Genomic DNA, 19380 nt, shown 5'->3' on the forward strand with positions numbered 1-19380 from the left:
GTCAGTGGTGGGCGGCGGCTGCGGCGGCGGTCGTCCCGCGGGCCTCAGCGGCGGCGACCACCCGGCCTGCGGGGGCGGCGCGTCCGGTCGTACGGCGCTCCAGCGCGCCGGAGACGAGGGCCAGCACCAGGGCCGAGGCGGCGAGCGCGGCGCCGACCCAGTTGGGGGCGGTCCAGCCGAGGCCGGCGGCGATCACGAGGCCGCCGAGCCACGCGGCGAGGGCGTTGCCGAGGTTGAAGGCGCCGATGTTGACGGCGGAGGCCAGGGTGGGCGCACCGGCGGCCTGGTCGAGGACGCGCTTCTGCAGCGGGGGCACGGTCGCGAAGCCGAGGGCGCCGATCAGGACGACGGTCACGGCGGCGCCGGCCTTGCTGTGGGCGGTCAGGGTGAAGACGGCGAGGGTGACCGCGAGGGCCGCCAGGGACACATAGAGCATGGGCATCAGGGCGCGGTCGGCGTAGCGGCCGCCGACGAGGTTCCCGGCGACCATGCCGAGGCCGAAGAGGACGAGCAGCCAGGTGACGGAGGAGTCCGCGAATCCTGCGACGTCGGTCATCATCGGCGTGATGTAGGTGATCGCCGCGAACACACCGCCGAAGCCGAGGACGGTCATGGCCATCGCGAGCAGCACCTGGACGTTGCGGAAGGCGGCGAGTTCGCTGCGGATGCGCACTCCGCCCTCGGGCCGGGGCAGCTCGGGGACGAGACGGGCGATGCCGAGCAGGCCGGCGACGCCGAGCGCGGCGACGATCAGGAAGGTGACGCGCCAGCCGAGGGTCTGTCCGACGAGGGTGCCGAGGGGGACGCCGACGACGTTGGCCACGGTCAGGCCGGTGAACATCATGGCGATGGCGCCGGCCTTCTTCTCGGGGGCGACGAGCTCGGCGGCGACGACCGCGCCGATGCCGAAGAAGGCGCCGTGGGCGAGCGAGGCGACGACGCGGCCGGCGAGCATGACGCCGAAGGCGGGGGCGAGCGCGGAGAGCACGTTGCCGGCGATGAAGAGGCCCATGAGCAGCATCAGCATGCGCTTGCGGGGGATGCGGGTGCCGAGCACGGTCATGAGGGGGGCGCCGAGGACGACGCCGAGGGCGTAGCCGGTGACCAGGAAGCCGGCGGTGGGGATCGAGACTCCGTACTCACCGGCGACCTCGGGGAGCAGGCCCATGATCACGAATTCGGTGGTGCCGATCCCGAAGGCCCCGACGGCGAGGGCGAGAAGTGCGAGAGGCATGGGGAGGTGCCCTTCAGGGAGGTGGTGGTGCGGGGGTGCGGCCCGAGCTCGTCGATGCTGCCGCCGCTTACGTGCGTCCACATTAATTGCAGACGCGGGATATTTGCAAGCGCGGGCTATTGCGTACGTGGCATATCCTGGTGGTCACACGCCCGCACGGCATGCTGCGACGCTTCGATGGAGGAGCCCATGACGGCCACGGACAGCGCGCTCACCGCCCTCTCCCAGGGCTGGTGCGCCCTCTCGCTCCTGCACGGCCGGATCGAGGCCCACATCGAGCGTGCCCTGCAGGCCGGGCACGGCCTCAGCGTGCGCGAGTACTCACTGCTCGACGTCCTGAGCCGGCAGCACGACGGGCCGGGCGGGCACCTGCGGATGCACCAGGTCGCCGACTCGGTGGTGCTCAGCCAGAGCGCGACGACCCGGCTGGTCAGCAGGCTGGAGGACCGCGGCCTGCTCAACCGCTACATCTGCGACACCGACCGGCGCGGCATCTACACCGACGTGAGCGAGTCCGGCCTGGCCCTGCTGGCCGCCGCCCGCCCCACGAACGACGCCGCCCTGCGCGAGGCCCTCGACGAGGCGGCGGGCAATCCGGAACTGGCCCCCCTGGTCGTGGCCGTGGAGAACCTCCGCAGGCCCTGAGGCCCGGGACCCCGTCGTGCGGACCGGGCCGGACCCGGTCCGCACGACCCGGTCCGCACGACGGGGTCCGCACGACGGGGTCCGCACGACGGGGTCCGCTACCGGCCGGTGGGCGGTGGGGACGACGTGACCGCCGTGCGCGGGGTGACGGACGAACTGCGTGACGGCGTCACCGATCCCGGCCGCGAGGGGGAGGCCTGCGCCGACGGACTCGCCGACCGGCCGGACGTCGGGAACCCGGACGGGCCCGACGACGGGTCCACGCTCGGGGTCGGGGTCGGCCGCCCCGGCGAGGGCGACGGCGGTGAGCCGGTGGCCGGGCCCGGAGCCGTGACCTGCGGCGGAGTGGCCGGCAGCTGCGGACCGGGCTCCGCGTCAGCGGTGAACAGCAGGTATCCGATCCCGGCGGCCGCGGCCGCCACCAGACCCGCGAGGGGCAGCGCGAACCGCCGCAACCTCTCCACGGGCCGCCGTCCGGCCCGTGCGCGCGGCGGGCTCGCCGGGCGCAGCCGGCGCACGTCGATGCTGTCGGCCCGCGCGTCGAGAGCCCGGCGCAGCCTGCGCTCCACGGGGCGCTCGCCCGGGTGTTCACCCAGGTGGTCACCGAGGCGTTCGCCGTCGGGCGTCATATGCGTCCCTCCAGATTCCGTTCCAGAGCGTCCAGGCCGCGGCTCGCGTTGGACTTCACCGCTCCCCTGCTGATCCCCAGGGTGGCCGCGATCTCCGCCTCGCTGAGGTCGGCCCAGTACCGCAGCACGAGGACCTGCCGGCGGCGGGGTGTCAGCCGGGCGAGCGCGGCCAGCACCTCGCGGTGCGCCTCGTCCAGGACCACGTGGTCCTCGGCGGACGGTACGTCGACCGCGGGCGGCGGGGTCCAGGCCCGCACGGTGCGCCTGCGGCGCAGGACGGAGCGGGCGGTATTGACGACCGAGGTGCGCAGGTAGCCGAGGGCGTTGTCGACCTCGGTGATCCGCTCCCCGTGGCGCCGGTACAGGGCGGTGAAGGCGTCCTGGACCACGTCCTCGGCAGTGGCCAGGTCGTCGACGAGCAGCACCGCCAGCCGGACCATGCCCAGCCGGTGCGCGTGGTACAGCTCGGTGACGGTGGGCGGCTTCGGGTCGTCGCCGCCCCGGTGGTCGGGGGCGTGCGGGGTGCCGTACGAGGAGCCGTACGCCGGACCGTACGGCCGCGGCGACACCCGCGGGGCGGGGGAACGATCGCGGCGCAGCAACGTCCACAGGCCCCGCCACGCCCGGACGGGACCGGGCGTGAGGGGGCCGACGGGTGACGCGAGGTGGAGCACGGGGTTCCTCAGCTGTTCGCGCGGCGCCGCACGGCGTAGAGGGCTCCGGCGCCGGCGAGGATCAGACCGGTCGCCCCCGCCCCCATCGCGACGGTCGTCGCCGAGGAGCCAGTATGCGCGAGCTCGGCTGCTTCGCCCGCGGCGGGTGCCGCGGCGGGCGACGAGGGCGACGCGCTGGGGCCGGTGCCGCCGCCCGCACTGCTCGGGGAGGCGCTGGGGGCGGCGCTGGGGGACGCGCCGTTCGTGTCCTTGCCCGCCGGCGGGGTGCTGACCGAAGCGGAAGGCCTGGGGCCGCCCTGGCTCGGGGTGGCACTCGCCGGGACGCTGACCGACGGGGAAGGGGCGGCCGCGCCGCCGCCCGCGGCGTGGGCCGGGCCGGCCAGGACGACGGCCGCCCCGGCGGCGGCTGCGGCGACGGCCGCGCGGCGGACGGCCAGGGGGACACGCTCGAGGTTCTTCACGGTGGTTCTCCACGGTCGGGTCGGGGTGCGGGACTGCGCCCCTTCACCCCCGCACGACGCGCGACCCCGCGGAGGGTTGCCGCGGTTCCCGGAGAATTTTCCGCCCGGCGGTGCCTTGTCCGCGGACAACCGGTGTTGTCCGCCTTCTCCGCACGGGCCGACCTGCGGCTGCCGTACGTCCCCGGTCCGGACAATGCCGCCCCCGGACAGAGTGGTGCCCGCTTCAGGAGGCCCGGCCTCCGCCGCCCGGCCTGTGCTCGGCCGGCCTCGGGCGGTCCCCACCCACTCATCAGGAGACACGTTGACCGGCATGAACAGCATGAAGACCGGCGGTCGCGCCGGCCGCGCAGTGGCGACACTCGCCCTGGGACTGTCCGCGGTCGCCATCGCGGCCGCCCCGGCACCGGCCGCCCCGGCACCGGCCGCCGCGGGCGGCGACAGCAGTGCTCTGGCGTGCACGCCCTGGCGGGAGTGGCGCGGCGAGGGCGGCGGCAGCGGCGACATATGTGACGGCGCGCGGGCCGCCGGGACCATCTACGACGCGAAGGCCGACGGCCGGTGCCCGTTCATCAAGTTCTACTACGCGGGCGGCGGCCACAAGTCCAGCCCGAGTGTCGGCCCGGCCGGCACCAGCAAGCCGATCGAGGTGTGGGCGGACCACGGCAAGTACTTCAACGGCAGCGCGTCGGTGGAGTGGCGCAGCTGCTGACCTCCGGTGCCGGCGGGGAAGGGGGTCGTGCCCCCTTCCCCGCCGGCGCTCACCGGTCAGGGCCGGCGGCGGGCGTAGCAGAAGAGGTGTTCCTCGGGGCCCGCCAGGTCGTCGGCGGGCCGGAACGTCGCGGTGTGGTGGTGCAGTACCTCCAGGCCCCGGTCGGTGAGCCTGGCCAGGTGGTCCTCCGTGGAGAGGCTGCTGACCGTGACCGCGTGCCCCATCCACTCGATGTCAAGGCCCCGGATGTCCCCCGGCACCGTGGCCATCACGAAGTACCCGCCGGGTGCGGTCCACGAGGCCATCCGGTCGAGCGCCGCGGCGACATCCGGCTGGTCCATGACCAGCAGCGGGAAGAAGGAGCACACCGCGTCGAAGCCGCCGGGCGGGGGCGTGTAGGTGCGTACGTCGGCCTGTTCGAAGCGGGCACCCGGGACCTTGGCGCGGGCCAGGGCCACCATGGCCGCCGAGACGTCGATGCCGGTCACGTCGCAGCCGGCCCGGACCAGGGTCTCGGCGGTGGGGCGTCCGGTGCCGCTGCCCACGTCCAGGACGCGGGCTGAGGCGGGCAGCCGGGCGGTGAGCCAGTCGAGGGCCTCGATCTGGCCCGGCACCTGCCCGAACACCTCCTCGTAGCGCTCCCCCAGCGCGTCGAACACCTCTGCCGCTGACTTGCGTCGGCTCATCGGGCCTCCCCGTCGTCGGAGGAACCACCGTACAAGGACGGTCAGGTGGAGGCGGGGACGAGCACGACGGCCGTCCCGTAGGCGCACACCTCGGTCCCGACGTCGGCGGCGTCGGTGACGTCGAACCGCATCATCAGCACGGCGTTCGCGCCGCGCGCCTTCGCCTGCTCGACGAGCCGGTCCATGGCCTGGTTGCGGGTCTGGACCAGGGTCTTGGTGAGGCCCTTCAACTCGCCGCCGATCATCGACTTGAGTCCGGCGCCGATCTGGCTGCCCAAGTGGCGGGAGCGCACGGTGAGGCCGAAGACCTCGCCGATCACCCGCTCGACCCGGTAGCCGGGGACGTCGTTGGTGGTCACGACGAGGACGCCGCTGTCGTGCGCGCTGGCTCCACCGCCGTAGTCATCGATACCCATGGCACCCACTCTTGCCCCGCCCGCCCCCGACCGCATCCGGGAACCCCCGCATCCAGTTCGTCCGAGCGGCCGGCCGCCGTACCGACGGCGGGTCCGACGGGCACGGGTCACACCACGTCGGACCATGGGCTGTCCGTGGACGTGGTACTCCCCGGTGGGCGTCCGGCATGGTATCCCTCGGAGGGCAGCGAGTCCCATGCGGTGTTCGCGCCGTCGCGGGCCACCATGAACAGCGGTCGCGACCGCAGGACCTGCCCGACCAGTTGGCCGCGCATGACGACCCCGGGACCGTCCGGTGCCGCGTAGCCGTCGGGCGGGTAGCAGAAGTGCACGTCCCCCGCTCGGCATACGCGATGGCGTCGCCCTCCAGCTCCGTCATGTCCCTGCCGACCAGCGGGATTCCGTCGTACGCGACCTGGGGACCCTGCACGGCGTCGACCGCGACGCAGAACAGCCCTGCGGCTCGGCTCGCACAGGCCGTGACGGCGGGCGGACCGGGCGCGACCCGGCGACGGTGGACCTCGATCTTCCAGGTCGGCGAAAAGATCGCGTGGTCCTGCGGACAATCGCCGACCCCGGCCTCCCCCAGCACCTGCGCCGCCTCGACCACTTGGCCGACGGTCATGCCGAACCGGAGCGGTCCGACGCCGACGGCCGGCGCAGAGGACCACTCGTCCCGTTCGGCGGTTCCGCAATCGGCTTCGGTATCGGACGCCACAGTCGCTCCTCCCGGGACACCCGGTGGACAGATTGGTTATATCGGGCTAAAAGCCGGTGGGGCAGCGGGGCCGCGGGGGCCGGCCTCGTCATAGTCGTCCGTGGCAGCCGCCCGTTGCCATCCCGCGCCGCGTGCCGCGGCCGGTCGGACGTCTTCACAGAGGAGTCGGCTCATGCTGATGCCCACCAGAACCATCCTCGCTCTCGCCACCGGAAGCCTGGTTCTCGGTCTGGTCGGGGTGGGCGCCGCCGTCGCGGACGAGGAGCCGCGGGAGATCATCGTCGGCGAGGTGCCCGCGTCCGCGCAGCCCGGCCAGTACCCGTACGACAAGTACGCCACCGGCAAGGTCGTCTCCAGGGGCCCGCTGAAGGTCCGCAGCAAGCCGACCACCGAGTCCCGTGCCGTCGGCCACGTGCAGCCGAACAGCAGGGTCGAGATCGAGTGCAAGAAGTACGGCCAGAAGGTCGACGGGAACAGCATCTGGTACCGCCTGCACGAGGACCGCGAGGACTGGGAGAACGGTTCCGGCCGCGAGGACCGTGAGGACCGCCAGGACCCCAACCGCGCGAAGGCCTACGAGAAGGAGCGCTGGGTCTCGGCCCGCTACGTCAAGAACCTCTCCGAGGTGAAGTACTGCCGCTGACCCCCGGTCCGTCCTCCGGGCGTACGGTACGCGGCCCCACGCACCGCGCACCGTGCGCCCGGACCCGTTCCCGCAGTTCGCGGTCGGCCGTGACCACGACCACGGAGCAACCGGCCGCGGCCCGGGCCGCGGCCAGCTCCACGATCAGGTCGTCACCGCTGCCGGGCGCCGCCTCGACGCGTACGCCGGGCACGGACCCGACGCCCCGGGCGGCGCCTTCGACGACGAGGATGATCTCCTCGTCGTCCTCCCGAGACCCCTCCCGGGAGGCCAGCCGGTCGCGCAGCCGTTCGGCCGCGCCGCGCCGGTCGCGCCACCAGCCGTCCGGCACCGACCCGACGACGTTCGCGGCGTCGACGATCAGGACGTTGCTCACACGGGCACTCTAGAAGTCGCCGTAGTTGACCTGCCAGGTGGGCAGGCCCATCCGGCGCCAGATCGCGACGACCCGGTCCCTGTCGTCGAGCGACACCCGCACCGCGTAGCGGTGGCGCACGTGCGCGTCGAACAGCTCCGCCTTGACCACGTCGTCGCGGCGCGTGTCACCCGCCGCGCGCATCCACAGCTCGTCGTAGGGCACCTGGTGCCGGCGCAGCCAGGCCTCGGTCTGCGGCCGGTAGTCCTCGCTGCGGCCCGACAGCAGCACGATCGTGTCGCCGTCCGCGCGCCGGAAGACGTCCAGGGCGTGCCGTACGGGCTCGTTGAGCAGGTCGAGCTCGCAGCGCGTGAAGTCGTACGGACCCCGGTCGCCGGTCAGGGCGAGGGTGCCGTCGATGTCGCACATCACCGCCGCCGGGAGCGCCGGGTCGGCGACGTAGGCCGTCACGGGCGGTGCGGCCACCGCCCCCGAACCGTTCATCCACTCCGCCGTCAGCCGCCAGCCGCCCTTGCGGGCGTTGCGGTGCTTCTCGGCCAGGATGCGGATGATCTCCTCGCCGACCTGGCGTTCGCGGGCCGCGTCCCGGCGCAGGCACTCCTCCAGCGGGACGTCGGTGAAGTCGTGCACGACGAAGGTCGCGAGGCCGCCGACCGCCGCCTTGAGCCGCTTCGGGATGTTCTTGGTCAGGTGCGTGTTGTCGACGACCACGTCGAAACCGCCGTCGACGGCCGCGCGGACGGCCGCGTCCTGGACGGCCAGCACGGTCTGCTCGTGGGCGAAGCTGCGGCCCCGCCCGGGGTCCGGCAGGTCGAGCATGGCCCGCAGGTCGTCGAGGTTGACGCGCCGCATCCGCCCGCCGGCCTCGGCCTGGAGGGCCCGCGCCGCCGTCGTCTTGCCGGAGGCGGGCAGACCCGTCATGACGTGCACGACGGGCAGCCGGGCCTCCCGCTCCGCGGGCCGGTCGGGCCGGTCGGCCGCCGGTGCCGGGATCCGCGGGGCCGGCTCCGGCGCGCGGGTGGGCGCCGCGGCGGGCGTCCGCTGCCGCGCGGGCGTCGGCGCGGTCCGGTGCTCCTCGGTCACGGTCCTGTTCTCCTCGTCGGCGAGGTACGGGTCGGCGGTCTCGGGCCGCACCTGGCGCCAGGTCGTGAGCTCGGTCGACCGGCCGTCGAGCCGCATGAACATCGCGGGCCGGACGGAGCGGTCGGGCAGCTGCGCGACCGCCCGGGCGAAGGCTCCCCGGTCGGCGGTCAGGTGCGCGAGGCCCGCGTAGGCCTCGTCGATCGCGCGCTCGTGGCGGGCCGCCGCCGCCTCCAGGCCGGCGATGACCTCGCGCACCCAGTGGTCGAACTCGTCGGGCACCTGCTCCAGCAGGGCGTCCAGGGGCTTCCCGCCGGACGCCTCGATGTCGGCGACGGTGCAGTTCAGGCCCTGCGCGAGCTGCTTGGCGGGCAGGCCGGCGAAGCGCTGGACGCCGTGCCCGCGCCAGATGTCCCGCGCGGTCAATCCGGTCAGCACCTTGTGGAGCCGTACGTATTCGGACAGCTTCGCCTTGGCGCGCACGCCCGAGGCGAAGCGCAGGACGAAGCCCTCGGCGTCCATGCCGCTCGCGGAGGAACCGCCGGGCAGGGTGTTGGACTCGGTCAGCGCGAGCAGTTCGTCGAGGGGCATGGCGGGCCACACCGTGACGACGGAACCGATGCCCTCCCAGTGGGGCGCGGCCTCGGCGAGCGGGACCTCGGTGCCGTCCAGGCCGAAGGCCGCGAGGAGCACGAGGTCGCGCCGGTCGCCGTAGTCGACGACGATGCGGTTCTGCGGGTAGAGGATCTCCGCGAGGTAGGTGGTGCCCGGGTGCAGGGCCGAGGTGTCCGCGCCGTCGAGCCGGCGCTGTGCCCAGACGGCCTGTGCGCTGATGAAGGAGCCCTTGGAGGCGACCCGCCAGCGGCCCGCGTAGTGGAAGACGATCGCGAGGCTGCCGTCGACCTTGTCGTAGACCTCGAACGGCTCGTCGGGGAGGGCCGGGGCGTACGGCTGTCCCGACTCGTGCTCTCCGACGTTGAAGAACTTCGGCAGTGGCAGGGCGACGATCGCTCCGGTCTCGTCGTCGGCGACGAGTCCGCGGCAGCGCGTGGTGACCTCGTTCCAGACGCGCTCGTACTGGGCCGTCCGCGTGTACGTGTAGATGGACAGCGGCAGCTCGGGGTGCGACTTGCGGGTCACGTACCCGGCGTCGATCGAGTCCGCCAGCGCCTGTGCGGGCAGCAGGTCATGCAGAGTCAGGGTCTCCTGGCTCATGGGGTCCTCCCGGTTTGAGATGGCTCATTCTCGCCTGCGGGAGGGTGTGCCCGGTAGTCAATTCTTCCTGGTCGGGGCACCTCCCAGGCGGTTGATGTCCGCGGGCCGCAGGATGTGGCCGGGGACCTCGGTGCCGGGACCAGCGAGGGCGATCATGGCGCGGCGCAAGGCCTCGGAGGTGATGACGAGGTCGGGCGTGAACCGCCGCAGCAGCGGGGCCGCAGGAGAACCACGGCGGGCCGGGACATCGTGGCCTGGGCCGGCGAGTACAACGCGAGGCTCAGCCTGTACACCGTGTTTTGAGGGTGTACCAGACCAGCCAGACAGACTCGCCTTCCGTGGCGGTCGTGCAGCCCTCCAACGGCCAGTCGGGAAGTCTCCCCCTCGGCGCCCACATCGGAACACCCCTGGTGTTCCAGCCGGCCAGGTCGGACGCGGACTCCGGGTGGCCGCCGTAGATGCCCTCGTCGCCGTAGGCGGTCCAGATCCCCCCGCGGCGGTCGGTGACCAACGCCGAAATGTCGTCAGCGAGGCAGAGGGCCCTTCTCCGCCGGCCCTCGGGCGAGTACACGACGGCGTTCTCCCGCCAGTCTCCCTTCGCATCCCGGAGACTGCGGCCCGACACCAACAGGAACCCGCACCCGGGGAGCAGGGCCAGATGACTGGGCCGTATGTCGATCCCGTCGACCGGGATGCGCCGCTGCTCCTCTTCGGAGGTGATGACCAGCTCCCCGTCGAACGGCGTCTCGGGACGCCATCCGATCCACCCGCGGGGATACTTTCCGTGGCTGAGACACCGTCGCTGGACCAGCATCACGGCGAGTTCGCCGTCCGGTCCCACGGTCCACCACAGCGCACGCCGCCCCGCCCGGACGTCACTGGAGGGCAGCCTCCACGCGACGGGCAGCTCATCGAGCGTCATGGGATTCACCTTTGGGACCCCGGGGGCCTACGCCGCCCGAAGATCACCACGTTACAGGCCGGGCTGGCGTCAGCACCGGCCGAGGCTCCCTGCGACCGGCCCGGAGGGCCGCGGGCCGGGACGGCGCAGCGCCCCGGGCCTTCCCCGACGCCCTATCGGCCGATATCAAGAGCGGCTCTCCAGGCCCTCCCACCACATCCGACGTCTCTCCTTCGCGCCGACCCTGGCCGCCCTCCTCCCCGGTGACCGCCTGCGCATCCGCGCGGTCCGGGCCACCGGGTCCGGGTACGCAGCCGTCCGCAACGACTTCGAGTCGGTACACCCGTCCGGTCCGGCGCCGGACGACGGCAATGTGCCTAGACGTCGCACACGCCAGCCGAAGGCACGGCGCCCCGGTGGCGCAGGCCAATTGCTCGGGCGGCAGTAATCACGTGCGGTGGTTCGCACCTGCGCAGGGAGGCCGCTGGTGCACGGCCCTATGGGGCGTGGGCCCCCACATCGGCAACAGTGCCGCGATCGTCTCGGACCACACTGGGATGGTGCTGGACGTCCTCAACCGCAGCCAGGCCCGCGCCGCTCCGGTGGTCGTGTCGGGTATGGGGAACGGACGCGAACCCGCCACCGACCATTGTGCGTTTCGAGCGGCCGACGGCCCATCTATGACCACCCGTCCGTACGGGAGCACCTGGCCGACCACCATCACCCCGCACCTGCTCATCAACCGGCGCACCGGACCCCGCACCAACCGCGTGCGTAGGGGCTTCCCGTGGTTGAAGCTCGGCGTCACGCCCCGAGCCCTCCGGGAGGACCGCATCCTCCAGGAGATTCACGCCACCGGGGACGACCTACGTCGAATCTGCGATCTCTTCGTACCCGCCGTCTCCGGCGCCATGGGCTGCACCGCCGGACTGGACGGCTGTGCAGGCGGGCACGGGGGCGCTGTTAGGCAGTACGGGGATCGTGTGATGAGGCGTGCCCTGCTGGACCGGGCAACGGTCGTGGAGGGTGTTGCGTCTGCGGGGGTGTGAGCCGGTCCTGCGTAGGGCTGGATCTGTTGAGGGGGGTCTGTGGAGAAGGACGCGGAGCGGGAGCACAACACGGATGCGGCGCCGAACGCGTACGAGCGAGTTCTCGCCGACGACCGGAGGGTGATACGCGAGGCACTGCGGACCAGCCGCGGCGGGGCGCACTTCGGCTTGGTGCTCACGGCCTTGGCACTCGGTGCGGTCGGGTACTTCGAGGGCCCGAAATGGCCGTTGATCATCGGCGGCGTGCTCACGGTCTGGTTCGCGCTGGCTCTCGCCGTCGTCCGCAGCCGCGGTGGGCGGGGCTGGAAGGCGATCGAGCGTGCATACATCGCAACCTTCGGCTGGGCCGAGTGGCTCTGACCTGACCGGTGTCGGGCCTGGCAGTCACCCGTGTACACCTTGACCCACGCCTGCCCGGGTGGCGGGCCCCCGGTTCCCCAACCGGCGGCTCGACTCAGGCTCTCCGGCACGCTCACCCCGTGGGTACCGCAGGCTCGACGCTTCGGAAAGGACGAACCCACGGGCTTACACCGCCATCAATCACCGGTGGCCGGCCGCCGTGGTTGCCCTTGCGGGTTGCAGAGTTCCTGCGGAGCGCGAGACGGTCCAGGTGTACCGCCCCGCGGGGTCGTTCACCCGGCCGGTGTTTCGGCGATCCACTGGGCGAGGGCGAGCAGGGTGGTTTCGACGCTGCTCGTCATGTAGTCGCGCAGGGCGTCGAGGTCGCCGCGGGTGGCTCCGAGCACAGGGTCGAGGCGCAGGAGTTGCCAGGACTGCTCGACGACGGTTCCACGTCCCTGGGGGTGGCAGGTCCAGCTCCATTGCACGATGCCGTCCTCGGCACCGCCGACCACGAAGGCGAAGGAGGCGCCGGGGTCGGCCCTTACGACCTGGGAGCGGGTGGTCCACTGCTTGCCGTCCTTGTGGTTGCGGCCGCTGAACCAGGCCCCGACCCGGGGGCCGGCGCCCTGGTCGAAGGTGACGTCGCTCGCGTTGGGGCTCCAGCGCCCGATGGCGGACACGTCACTGACCAGGTCGTAGACCCGGGCGGGCGCGGCAGCGACCCAGGCGCGCCGGGTGAAGGTGAAATCCGATGCGTCCAGGACCTCGAAGACGTCGTGTTCGCTGGTGGTGGCGCTGGCGTGCAAGGTGTCCTCCTGGACAGGTGGGGTGGGGTCATGTCGGCAACGCCCACATCACCACCGCTCCCGCCGGGGAGCCAGACCCGCTGGTGCCTATCCGCGCCAGGGTCAGGCTGTGCGGTCGGGCCCGGCCCATACTCGGATCCCATGAACGGAAAAGGGCGGCTCGGGGAGTTCCTGCAGACGCGGCGCTCGCAGCTGCAACCGGAGGATCTCGGTATACCCGGCTACGGGGAGCGGCGCCGTGTGCCGGGTCTTCGACGAGAGGAACTGGCGTCGCTGGCGGGTGTCAGCGTCTCGTACTACACCCGGCTGGAACAGGGGCAGTCCTTGAACGCCTCACCGCAGGTACTGGACGCGATCGCCCGGGCCCTGCGGCTGGAGGAGGCCGAGCGCCTGCACTTGCACGACCTGGCCCGGTCCTCGGCCACGGCCACGGGCACAGGCCGAGGCCGTCGGGCAGCCCCGGAGCGGGTGGCGGAGGCGACCGGCCAGCTGCTGGAGGCACTGGCCCACGTCCCGGCCATCGTGACCGGCCGCCGCAGTGACGTCCTGGCATGGAACCGGCTGGGCCACGCCCTGTTCGCCGGACACCTGGACCCGGGTGCCCCGGACCGGCCGGCGGATCGGCCCAACATGGCCCGGCTGGTGTTCCTCGACGCGCACACCCGTGACCTGTACGCCGACTGGCCCGCCAAGGCCAGGGCCGTGGTGGGGAATCTGCGCCTGGTGGCGGGCCGGCACCCGGACGACACCGCGCTCCACGCGCTCGTGGGTGAGCTGAGTTCGAAGAGCGCGGACTTCGCCTCGATGTGGTCCGACCACCGCGTCACGGCGTGCGCCGTCGCGACCTACGAGATGCGGCACCCGCTGGTCGGCCCGCTGACCGTCACCCAACAGACCCTGAGTCAGGGCCAGGGCCAGGGCCCGGACCAGGGGCAGAACATCGTGGTCGCCACCACCGAGGCCGACTCGACTGCGCGGACCACGCTGGCCCTGCTCGATCAGGTCACCCCGCAGCACGACCCGGCGCGACAGGGAAATCCGGGCCGGCTCCCGCTGACCTGACACACACCAAGCCCCGCAACCCCCAGCCCCCAGCCCCCAGCCCGCAACCCCCGCATCGGCGTACCGCTGCCGCATGCCCGAAAACAGTGAAGGAACCATGTTCAAGCACACGTTCACGTTGTCCAAGACCGCCGCGGCAGCCGCCGTACTGACCGCGGCAGCGGTCGTCGCGGCCACCCCCGGCGCCGCGTCCGCTGCCTCCGCCCCACTGAGCTGCGCCCGCTTCGCCGCGCACTTCGACCTGACCCGGCACCAGACGCCCGAGAACATCGCCCTGGCTCCCGGCGGCAGCGCGTACGTCACCTTCGCCGCCGCCCGCCAGATCGCCCGCATCACGCCGGGGGGATCCACCCGGATCCTGGCCACCCTGCCGGCACCCGCCGACGGCGGCATCCACACCCCGGTCCTGGGCTTCGCACTGACCACCGGCATCGTCCGCGCACACGACGGCACCCTGTACTTCCTGTACGCCACCGGCACCGCCGACCTGACCGGCCTGTGGCGCCTGCGCCCCGGCGGCGCCCCGCAGCGCATTGCCGCGCTTCCCGCGGCCGGCCTGCCCAACGGCCTGGCCCTGGACCCGCGCGGCCGGACCCTGTACATCACCGACTCCGTCCTCGGCACCATCTCGAGCGTGCCCATCACCGGAGGCTCCCCCCGTACCTGGTCCACCGCCCCCGAACTGTCCTCCACCGGATTCCTCGGCGCCAACGGGCTGAAGATCCGGGGCGGGGCGCTGTGGGTCACCAACCTCGACCGGGGCACCGTCCTGCGCATACCCGTCCTGCGCGACGGCCGCGCCGGCCCGGTCCAGACCCGGGCCACCGGCCTGGCCGGGATCGACGACTTCGCCTTCACCGGCCACGGCGACCAGCTCCTGGCCGCCCTCAACGGCCCCGGCGAGGTCGCCCTCGTCCAGCCCGACGGCACCCACTCCACCGTCCTGACCGCTGCCGACGGCCTGCAGAACCCCACCTCCATCGCCCTGCACGGCGACACCGCCTACGTCCTGAGCGCCGCGTACGTCACGGCGGAGGACCCCAACCTCCTCCTGGCCCACCTCAACGACTAGATCACCAGCAGGACCGTGCTCACGAGCGCGCTTCCGACGAGGTTGTAGCCGCCCGAGACGAGCGCGTAGTGGGATGGGGGCGGGGGAAGTTGGGGTTGATGGCGATGGTGACCGTGTTCGCCACCAAGTACCCGACGCCGACGGCCAGGCCGAATACCAGGGCGTCCGCCCCTGAGTCGATCTTCAGCACCGCCATCAGGAAGGCGCTGGTGAGAGTGATCACCAGCGAGGTCAGCGGCGGGCCCGCGAAGAACAGGGGGGAGGCCACCGGCTTTGCCGACGGATCCCGCCCCAGCGAGATGTGGTAGGGCTTGCTGGACAGGAACGCGAACCACACCCCTCCCAGCAGGACCAAGCGATGAAGGCGGCCAGGACGCCGGTCCGGTTCACACCGCCCAGTGCCGGATCGGGACGGCGGTCCGATCCGGCGGCGTCCGCAGGTCAGCTCGACTTCTGCCCGTCGAGCGCCTCCCGCAGGATGTCCGCGCGGCCGGCGTGCTGGGCGGTCTCGGCGATGAGGCGGGGCGCGGCCGAGTACCCACTCGACCGGGCCACCCTCACCGGCGACCAGCCGCTCTACGAGGCGGACGTCGACCAGACACACACCCTCGCCTACGCCTACGCCCAGGTACATCGACGTCTCCTTCTGAGAACAAGCCGGGCGGTCGCGCCGACCCGCAGCAGGCTGAGCCGAAGCACGACAGTGGACACAGAAGCGGGCTTGTTGTCATCCGGCAAGCGGCTGGTGTGGGGCGGGGCCGGGATTTCGGGGCGGTGCCCGGGTCGGCTGCCGACCCGGGCACCCGGTCCACGTCTCTACTCCATGAACTGGAAGGTCCACGCCTGGTGTCGGTTGCTGACGTCGAGTGGCCTCAGGGCGATACGGGGCGGGAAGATCCGCAGCAGGCTGAGGTCCAGGGCCAGCTCCTCGCCGTCGACGGGACCTCCGGGGACGACCACGTGGAAGGTGTGCGGCTGATCGCTCTGATAGAGCGACCACTCACGCGGCTCGGGGTATCCGACGACCGGCTTGTTCATCTCCGGGTCGCCGTCGTAGGAGACATAGGTCTCGCTGCGGAGATTGCGGATCGTGTAGTTGCCGTTGCCGAGTTTCTCCAGCTGCCATTCCTGCTCGCCGGGGTTGCCGGTGGGAGGCAGCAGGACAACGGGGGTCTTGGGTTCCGATGCCCCTTCCAGCATCGTGAGCAGCTGCTCGGGAGGGCGGGTGATCGTGTAGGTGCCGTTCGGCACGGGTGCCATGGCCGACTCCACTTCTGACGTGCGGCGCCCGCGCGGGTCGCCGCTGATCTTCTGGGCCAGGCAAATCCCTTCCCTGCCGACGTGCGCCACCGGGTCGGAACGGCTCTGCGTCATCCTTCGGGAGTACAGCGGATGCGTCCTGGTGCTCGACCGGCTCGGTGAAGGTGTCCTCCGGTGCCTTCCGTGGTGTCCGGTGACAGCTGCTCTGCGGATCCCCTTGCCGGTGACAAGTAGCGTGCCGATCCGGTAGGCCTTCAGCAGCGCCATCACGTCCGGGAGCTAGGGCCGGTGAACGGGCGGGGGCTCCTTCGGGTCGAGGGGGACGGGGGTGCCGTTCGGGCCGAACCTGTATTTCCGCGTGGTGCAGGGGTTGCCGTCGGCGTCGTACCAGTCTTCGAAGACGTGCTCGCCGAAGAGGGAGTAGTCCTCCGTTCCGGCGATGATGCTCGTGGTGTAGTCGTACGCGTACCGGTCCTCGTCGCTCTCGCGTGAGCTCTCGTCTGCCTTGTCGGCCATGACGCCTCCTTCGCCTGCGGGCTGCCGCCGCCGGATGCCGGCGCCGACAGACTGCGCCCGCCTCATACAGGGCGCCCGCCAAACTCACCCGAACGGGTGAGTGGAGAGCCGGCCCCGCGGGCGCGCGACAGCGTCGGCCTCGGACGCCACCTGGCTGCCAACCACGGGCATGAAGGCGACGGCGGAGAAGACCAGCAGCACCGCGGCCCCGACCGCGAAGAAGTCGACAGCGACAAGGCGGCTTCCAAGGAGGCAGCCTGCAGTTTACGGATGCAGTGTTGCCTCGCCCTTGACGAGGATGCCGGTGCGCTGACCCGGGCGTACGGCGACGGGCCCGGCGACCCGGATCCCGACGGGGTTCTCCAGACCGTCGACGGAGACGGTGACCATGGCGTCGTGGCCGTAGAAGGTCACATCGGTCACGGTGCCCTGGGCGGCCGGCGCGGTTTCGGTGAGCTGGAGTTGCTCGGGCCGCAACAGGACCGTGCCCTGGCGTGGGCCTGCCGGGGGCGCTGCGAGGGGAAGGCGGCCGAGCGCGGTCTTTGCGGTGCCGTGGTCGGCGGTGCCGGGGATGAGTACGGCGTCGCCGACGAAGCGCGCCACCCAGGTGTCGGCGGGGCGACGGTAGATCTCTTGCGGCGTGTCGCACTGAGCCACGCGGCCGTCCCGTACGACGGCGACGAGGTCGGCCGTGGAGAGGGCTTCCTGCTGGTCGTGGGTGACGAGCAGGGCGGTGGCTCCGGTGGCGCGCAGGGCGGCTCGGACGTCTGCCCGGACACCTGTGCGCAGGGCGCTGTCGAGGGCGTTGAACGGTTCGTCCAGCAGGACCAGGGCGGGTTCCGGTGCCAAGGCGCGGGCCAGGGCGATGCGCTGCTGCTGGCCGCCGGACAGCTCGTGCGGCATCCGGTTGCCGTAGCCGCCGAGGCCGACGAGTTCGAGCATCTGCTCCGTGCGGCTCCGGCGTTCGGCGCGGTCGTGGCTGGTCAGCCCGAAGGCGACGTTGTGGGCGACGCTCAAGTGCGGGAACAGTGCGCCTTCCTGGGGGACGATGCCGATGCGGCGGCGCTCCGGGGGAAGGTGCACTCCAGGGCCGGCCAGGGTGCGTCCGCCGACGGTGACGGTGCCCGCGTCGGCGCGCAGGAAGCCGGCGATGATGCGGAGCAGGGTGGTCTTGCCGCAGCCGGAGGGGCCGAGGAGGGCGGCCAGGGTGCCGGCGGGGACGGTGAGGTCGAGTCCGCGCAGGACGGTGGCGTCCGGGCCGTAGGACTTCGACAGTCCGGTGATCTGTACGTCGGTCATGTGCGGTGCCGCCCGAGGAGGTAGGAGGGGATGGCCGCCAGCAGGATCAGCGCGGCGGCGTAGGGCGCGGCGGCGGCGAAGGATCCGGTGCCGGTCTCGGTCCAGAGCCGGGTGGCCAGGGTGTCCATGCCGGTGGGACGCAGCAGGAGGGTCGCGGGGAGTTCCTTCATGCACACGACGAAGGTCAGCGCGGCTCCGGCGGCGACCCCGGGGGCCGCGAGCGGCACGGTGACCTCGCGCAGTACGCGCATGGGGCTGCGGCCCAGCGAGCGGGCGACATCCTCCAGTACCGGCGGGGACTGGAGGACGGCGGCGCGGGTGCCGGCCACCGCGACGGGCAGGAAGAGCACGGCGTACGCGCAGATCAGCAGCGGGAGTTCCTGGTAGAGCGGTTCGGCGTAGCGCACCGCGAAGAAGACCAGGGACAGCGCCACGGTGATACCGGGCAGTGCGTGTCCGGCGTAGGCGGACTGTTCCAGCAGGTGTGCGATCCGGCCCCGGTGGCGGGCGGCGATCACCCCGACGGGCAGCGCGAGGAGGGTGGTGAGCGCGGCTCCCGCGGCGGCGACGCCGAGGGTGGTGCCGGCGGTTTCCAGGAGCACAACAGGATCCCAGGTCGCGGAGTTGCCCACGGCGAGCCAGTACCCGAGGGTGGCCAGCGGCATGAGGACGGCGACGACTGCGACCAGCGTGCACCAGGACAGGGCTGGTATCCGCCACCGGCCGAGCGGTGCGGGGACGGCGGGGCGTGCCGTGCCGGTCCCGGTCCTGGCGTGGCCCGCGCGGCCACGGGTACGGGCTTCGGCGGCCACGAGCAGTACCGTCAGCACCACCAGGACGACGCTGAGGGCGGCGGCCGGGGTGCGGTCGAAGCTGGCCCGGTAGGAGGTGTAGATGCCGCGGGTGAAGGTGTCGTACCGCATCAGGGAGACGGCGCCGAAGTCGGAGAACACGTACAGCGCGACCAGTACGGCTCCCCCGGCCGCGGCGGGGCGCACCTGCGGCAGCGTGACGCGCAGGAAGGTCTTCAGCGGGCCGTGGCCGAGCGAGCGCGAGACCTCCTCCTGCGCCGGATCGGTGCCGCGCAGCGCCGCCGCGACGGGCAGGTACACGTACGGGAAGCTCACCAGGGTCAGCGCGAGTGCGGCGCCCGTGAAGCCGGCCGTCTCCGGGAACGCGGACAGCCAGGTGAAAGCCGCGACGTAGCTCGGCACGGCCAGGGGCAGGGTCACCAGAACCGACCAGGCCCGGGCGCCGGGCAGTGCGGTCCGTACGGTGAGCCAGGCCAGGGACACGCCGAGCAGCAGGCAGGCCGATACGACGACGGCGGCCAGTTGGAGGCTGCGGCCGAGCAGTTGGGCGGTGCGGTCGTTGGCGATGACGTCCCAGGCGAACGCGGGACCGCGTTCCAGGGAGCGGACGGCGAGGTAGCCGAGCGGCAGCAGCGCGAACAGCGCGGCGAGGGCGGCGGGAACGAGCAGGACGGCGGGCGGGCGGCGCCCGGCGCGCAGCCGCCCGGCCGACGCGGTGGCGCCTGCCGGGCGGACTGCGGGATCCGCCGGAGCGACGGGATCCGTGGAGTGCATG

At 72.5% G+C, this 19380-nt stretch carries 21 protein-coding genes and 1 pseudogene; 6 read left to right on the forward strand and 16 right to left on the reverse strand.

Translation table 11 applies throughout. The features are described from left to right. Position 1 precedes the first annotated feature (1 nt). Positions 2–1234 carry an MFS transporter gene (locus IH80_RS0111160; protein WP_030959688.1) on the reverse strand — a complete coding sequence of 411 codons (1233 nt, stop codon included), beginning with the start codon at positions 1232–1234 and terminating at the stop codon, positions 2–4. Positions 1235–1423: 189 nt separating this feature from the next. On the opposite strand from IH80_RS0111160, the gene IH80_RS0111165 reads away from it, so the two are divergent. Then, positions 1424–1879 (forward strand): MarR family winged helix-turn-helix transcriptional regulator, encoded by a 456-nt coding sequence (locus tag IH80_RS0111165; protein WP_030959692.1) that lies wholly within the window; start codon positions 1424–1426, stop codon positions 1877–1879. A 98-nt stretch (positions 1880–1977) separates the two neighbouring features. Here IH80_RS0111165 and IH80_RS0111170 read toward each other — a convergent pair whose 3' ends face one another. Genes IH80_RS0111170 through IH80_RS40735 form a run of 3 tightly spaced genes read right to left on the reverse strand, consistent with a single transcriptional unit; the run spans position 1978 to position 3643 of the window. Further along, complete coding sequence (locus tag IH80_RS0111170) at positions 1978–2508, reverse strand: hypothetical protein (protein WP_051809087.1); 531 nt, start codon at positions 2506–2508, stop codon at positions 1978–1980. Continuing rightward, positions 2505–3182 carry an RNA polymerase sigma factor gene (locus tag IH80_RS0111175; protein WP_030959694.1) on the reverse strand — a complete coding sequence of 226 codons (678 nt, stop codon included), beginning with the start codon at positions 3180–3182 and terminating at the stop codon, positions 2505–2507. Before IH80_RS0111175 ends, IH80_RS0111170 begins: the two co-directional genes overlap by 4 nt. A gap of 8 nt (positions 3183–3190) precedes the next feature. Further along, the gene (locus tag IH80_RS40735) at positions 3191–3643 is read right to left on the reverse strand and encodes an LPXTG cell wall anchor domain-containing protein (protein ID WP_051809089.1); all 453 of its coding nucleotides are present in this window, start codon (positions 3641–3643) and stop codon (positions 3191–3193) included. Positions 3644–3953: 310 nt separating this feature from the next. On the opposite strand from IH80_RS40735, the gene IH80_RS0111185 reads away from it, so the two are divergent. After that, positions 3954–4352, forward strand: coding sequence for a hypothetical protein (locus IH80_RS0111185; protein WP_030959697.1), 399 nt, complete (start codon positions 3954–3956; stop codon positions 4350–4352). 56 nt (positions 4353–4408) lie between these two features. On the opposite strand, the gene IH80_RS0111190 is transcribed toward IH80_RS0111185, so the two are convergent. Together IH80_RS0111190 and IH80_RS0111195 are read right to left on the reverse strand one after the other, a co-directional pair. Then, entirely contained in the window at positions 4409–5038 is a 630-nt protein-coding gene (locus IH80_RS0111190) for a class I SAM-dependent methyltransferase (protein ID WP_030959699.1), read from the reverse strand. 41 nt (positions 5039–5079) lie between these two features. Beyond that, positions 5080–5454 (reverse strand): YbjQ family protein, encoded by a 375-nt coding sequence (locus tag IH80_RS0111195; RefSeq protein WP_030959700.1) that lies wholly within the window; start codon positions 5452–5454, stop codon positions 5080–5082. 896 nt (positions 5455–6350) lie between these two features. On the opposite strand from IH80_RS0111195, the gene IH80_RS0111205 reads away from it, so the two are divergent. After that, complete coding sequence (locus IH80_RS0111205) at positions 6351–6815, forward strand: SH3 domain-containing protein (protein ID WP_158943395.1); 465 nt, start codon at positions 6351–6353, stop codon at positions 6813–6815. On the opposite strand, the gene IH80_RS0111210 is transcribed toward IH80_RS0111205, so the two are convergent. The 3 genes from IH80_RS0111210 to IH80_RS0111225 all read right to left on the reverse strand — a co-directional run bounded on the left by IH80_RS0111210 (position 6781) and on the right by IH80_RS0111225 (position 10408). Further along, a complete protein-coding gene (locus tag IH80_RS0111210; protein ID WP_030959704.1) occupies positions 6781–7191 on the reverse strand; it encodes a hypothetical protein in 411 nt (136 codons plus the stop codon). The genes IH80_RS0111205 and IH80_RS0111210 overlap by 35 nt on opposite strands. 9 nt (positions 7192–7200) lie before the next feature. Beyond that, on the reverse strand, positions 7201–9486 hold the full coding sequence (locus IH80_RS45915; RefSeq protein ID WP_234432198.1) for an AAA family ATPase: 2286 nt from the start codon (positions 9484–9486) through the stop codon (positions 7201–7203). A gap of 280 nt (positions 9487–9766) precedes the next feature. Continuing rightward, positions 9767–10408: a hypothetical protein gene (locus IH80_RS0111225; RefSeq protein WP_234432199.1), complete on the reverse strand. Its 642-nt coding sequence runs from the start codon at positions 10406–10408 to the stop codon at positions 9767–9769. A 1067-nt stretch (positions 10409–11475) separates the two neighbouring features. Between IH80_RS0111225 and IH80_RS0111235 the strand changes: the two genes are divergently transcribed. Beyond that, complete coding sequence (locus tag IH80_RS0111235; protein WP_234432200.1) at positions 11476–11796, forward strand: hypothetical protein; 321 nt, start codon at positions 11476–11478, stop codon at positions 11794–11796. A gap of 272 nt (positions 11797–12068) precedes the next feature. On the opposite strand, the gene IH80_RS39165 is transcribed toward IH80_RS0111235, so the two are convergent. Further along, on the reverse strand, positions 12069–12584 hold the full coding sequence (locus IH80_RS39165) for an SRPBCC family protein (RefSeq protein ID WP_030959712.1): 516 nt from the start codon (positions 12582–12584) through the stop codon (positions 12069–12071). A gap of 141 nt (positions 12585–12725) precedes the next feature. On the opposite strand from IH80_RS39165, the gene IH80_RS0111245 reads away from it, so the two are divergent. Continuing rightward, positions 12726–13646 (forward strand): helix-turn-helix domain-containing protein, encoded by a 921-nt coding sequence (locus IH80_RS0111245; protein WP_030959713.1) that lies wholly within the window; start codon positions 12726–12728, stop codon positions 13644–13646. Positions 13647–13743: 97 nt separating this feature from the next. Continuing rightward, on the forward strand, positions 13744–14718 hold the full coding sequence (locus IH80_RS0111250; RefSeq protein WP_030959715.1) for an SMP-30/gluconolactonase/LRE family protein: 975 nt from the start codon (positions 13744–13746) through the stop codon (positions 14716–14718). A 19-nt stretch (positions 14719–14737) separates the two neighbouring features. Here IH80_RS0111250 and IH80_RS39170 read toward each other — a convergent pair whose 3' ends face one another. The 6 genes and pseudogenes from IH80_RS39170 to IH80_RS0111285 all read right to left on the reverse strand — a co-directional run bounded on the left by IH80_RS39170 (position 14738) and on the right by IH80_RS0111285 (position 19379). Further along, entirely contained in the window at positions 14738–15073 is a 336-nt protein-coding gene (locus tag IH80_RS39170; protein WP_051809093.1) for a DUF1761 domain-containing protein, read from the reverse strand. A gap of 86 nt (positions 15074–15159) precedes the next feature. Continuing rightward, positions 15160–15237: pseudogene (locus tag IH80_RS42155) on the reverse strand (DUF664 domain-containing protein); the annotation flags it as partial. A 297-nt stretch (positions 15238–15534) separates the two neighbouring features. After that, positions 15535–16092 (reverse strand): RICIN domain-containing protein, encoded by a 558-nt coding sequence (locus IH80_RS0111265; RefSeq protein WP_158943397.1) that lies wholly within the window; start codon positions 16090–16092, stop codon positions 15535–15537. Between the two features lie 165 nt (positions 16093–16257). Next, entirely contained in the window at positions 16258–16494 is a 237-nt protein-coding gene (locus IH80_RS0111270) for a hypothetical protein (protein WP_030959718.1), read from the reverse strand. A 264-nt stretch (positions 16495–16758) separates the two neighbouring features. After that, positions 16759–17793 (reverse strand): ABC transporter ATP-binding protein, encoded by a 1035-nt coding sequence (locus IH80_RS0111280; RefSeq protein ID WP_030959720.1) that lies wholly within the window; start codon positions 17791–17793, stop codon positions 16759–16761. Beyond that, positions 17790–19379, reverse strand: a complete 1590-nt coding sequence (locus IH80_RS0111285) for an ABC transporter permease (RefSeq protein ID WP_030959721.1) — start codon at positions 19377–19379, stop codon at positions 17790–17792. Before IH80_RS0111285 ends, IH80_RS0111280 begins: the two co-directional genes overlap by 4 nt. Between the last annotated feature and the right edge of the window lies 1 nt (position 19380).

This window comes from Streptomyces sp. NRRL S-378 (assembly GCF_000720645.1).
Lineage (GTDB): Bacteria > Actinomycetota > Actinomycetes > Streptomycetales > Streptomycetaceae > Streptomyces.

Coding starts and splice junctions, on each gene's coding strand:
- IH80_RS0111280 (WP_030959720.1), bottom strand. CDS start 17,793: ATGACCGACGTACAGATCACCGGACTGTCGAAGTCCTACGGCCCGGAC.
- IH80_RS0111190 (WP_030959699.1), bottom strand. CDS start 5,038: ATGAGCCGACGCAAGTCAGCGGCAGAGGTGTTCGACGCGCTGGGGGAG.
- IH80_RS0111245 (WP_030959713.1), top strand. CDS start 12,726: ATGAACGGAAAAGGGCGGCTCGGGGAGTTCCTGCAGACGCGGCGCTCG.
- IH80_RS0111195 (WP_030959700.1), bottom strand. CDS start 5,454: ATGGGTATCGATGACTACGGCGGTGGAGCCAGCGCGCACGACAGCGGC.
- IH80_RS0111160 (WP_030959688.1), bottom strand. CDS start 1,234: ATGCCTCTCGCACTTCTCGCCCTCGCCGTCGGGGCCTTCGGGATCGGC.
- IH80_RS0111165 (WP_030959692.1), top strand. CDS start 1,424: ATGACGGCCACGGACAGCGCGCTCACCGCCCTCTCCCAGGGCTGGTGC.
- IH80_RS45915 (WP_234432198.1), bottom strand. CDS start 9,486: ATGAGCCAGGAGACCCTGACTCTGCATGACCTGCTGCCCGCACAGGCG.
- IH80_RS0111270 (WP_030959718.1), bottom strand. CDS start 16,494: ATGGCCGACAAGGCAGACGAGAGCTCACGCGAGAGCGACGAGGACCGG.
- IH80_RS0111185 (WP_030959697.1), top strand. CDS start 3,954: ATGAACAGCATGAAGACCGGCGGTCGCGCCGGCCGCGCAGTGGCGACA.
- IH80_RS0111285 (WP_030959721.1), bottom strand. CDS start 19,379: ATGCACTCCACGGATCCCGTCGCTCCGGCGGATCCCGCAGTCCGCCCG.
- IH80_RS0111225 (WP_234432199.1), bottom strand. CDS start 10,408: ATGACGCTCGATGAGCTGCCCGTCGCGTGGAGGCTGCCCTCCAGTGAC.
- IH80_RS0111265 (WP_158943397.1), bottom strand. CDS start 16,092: ATGACGCAGAGCCGTTCCGACCCGGTGGCGCACGTCGGCAGGGAAGGG.
- IH80_RS0111170 (WP_051809087.1), bottom strand. CDS start 2,508: ATGACGCCCGACGGCGAACGCCTCGGTGACCACCTGGGTGAACACCCG.
- IH80_RS0111250 (WP_030959715.1), top strand. CDS start 13,744: ATGTTCAAGCACACGTTCACGTTGTCCAAGACCGCCGCGGCAGCCGCC.
- IH80_RS0111205 (WP_158943395.1), top strand. CDS start 6,351: ATGCCCACCAGAACCATCCTCGCTCTCGCCACCGGAAGCCTGGTTCTC.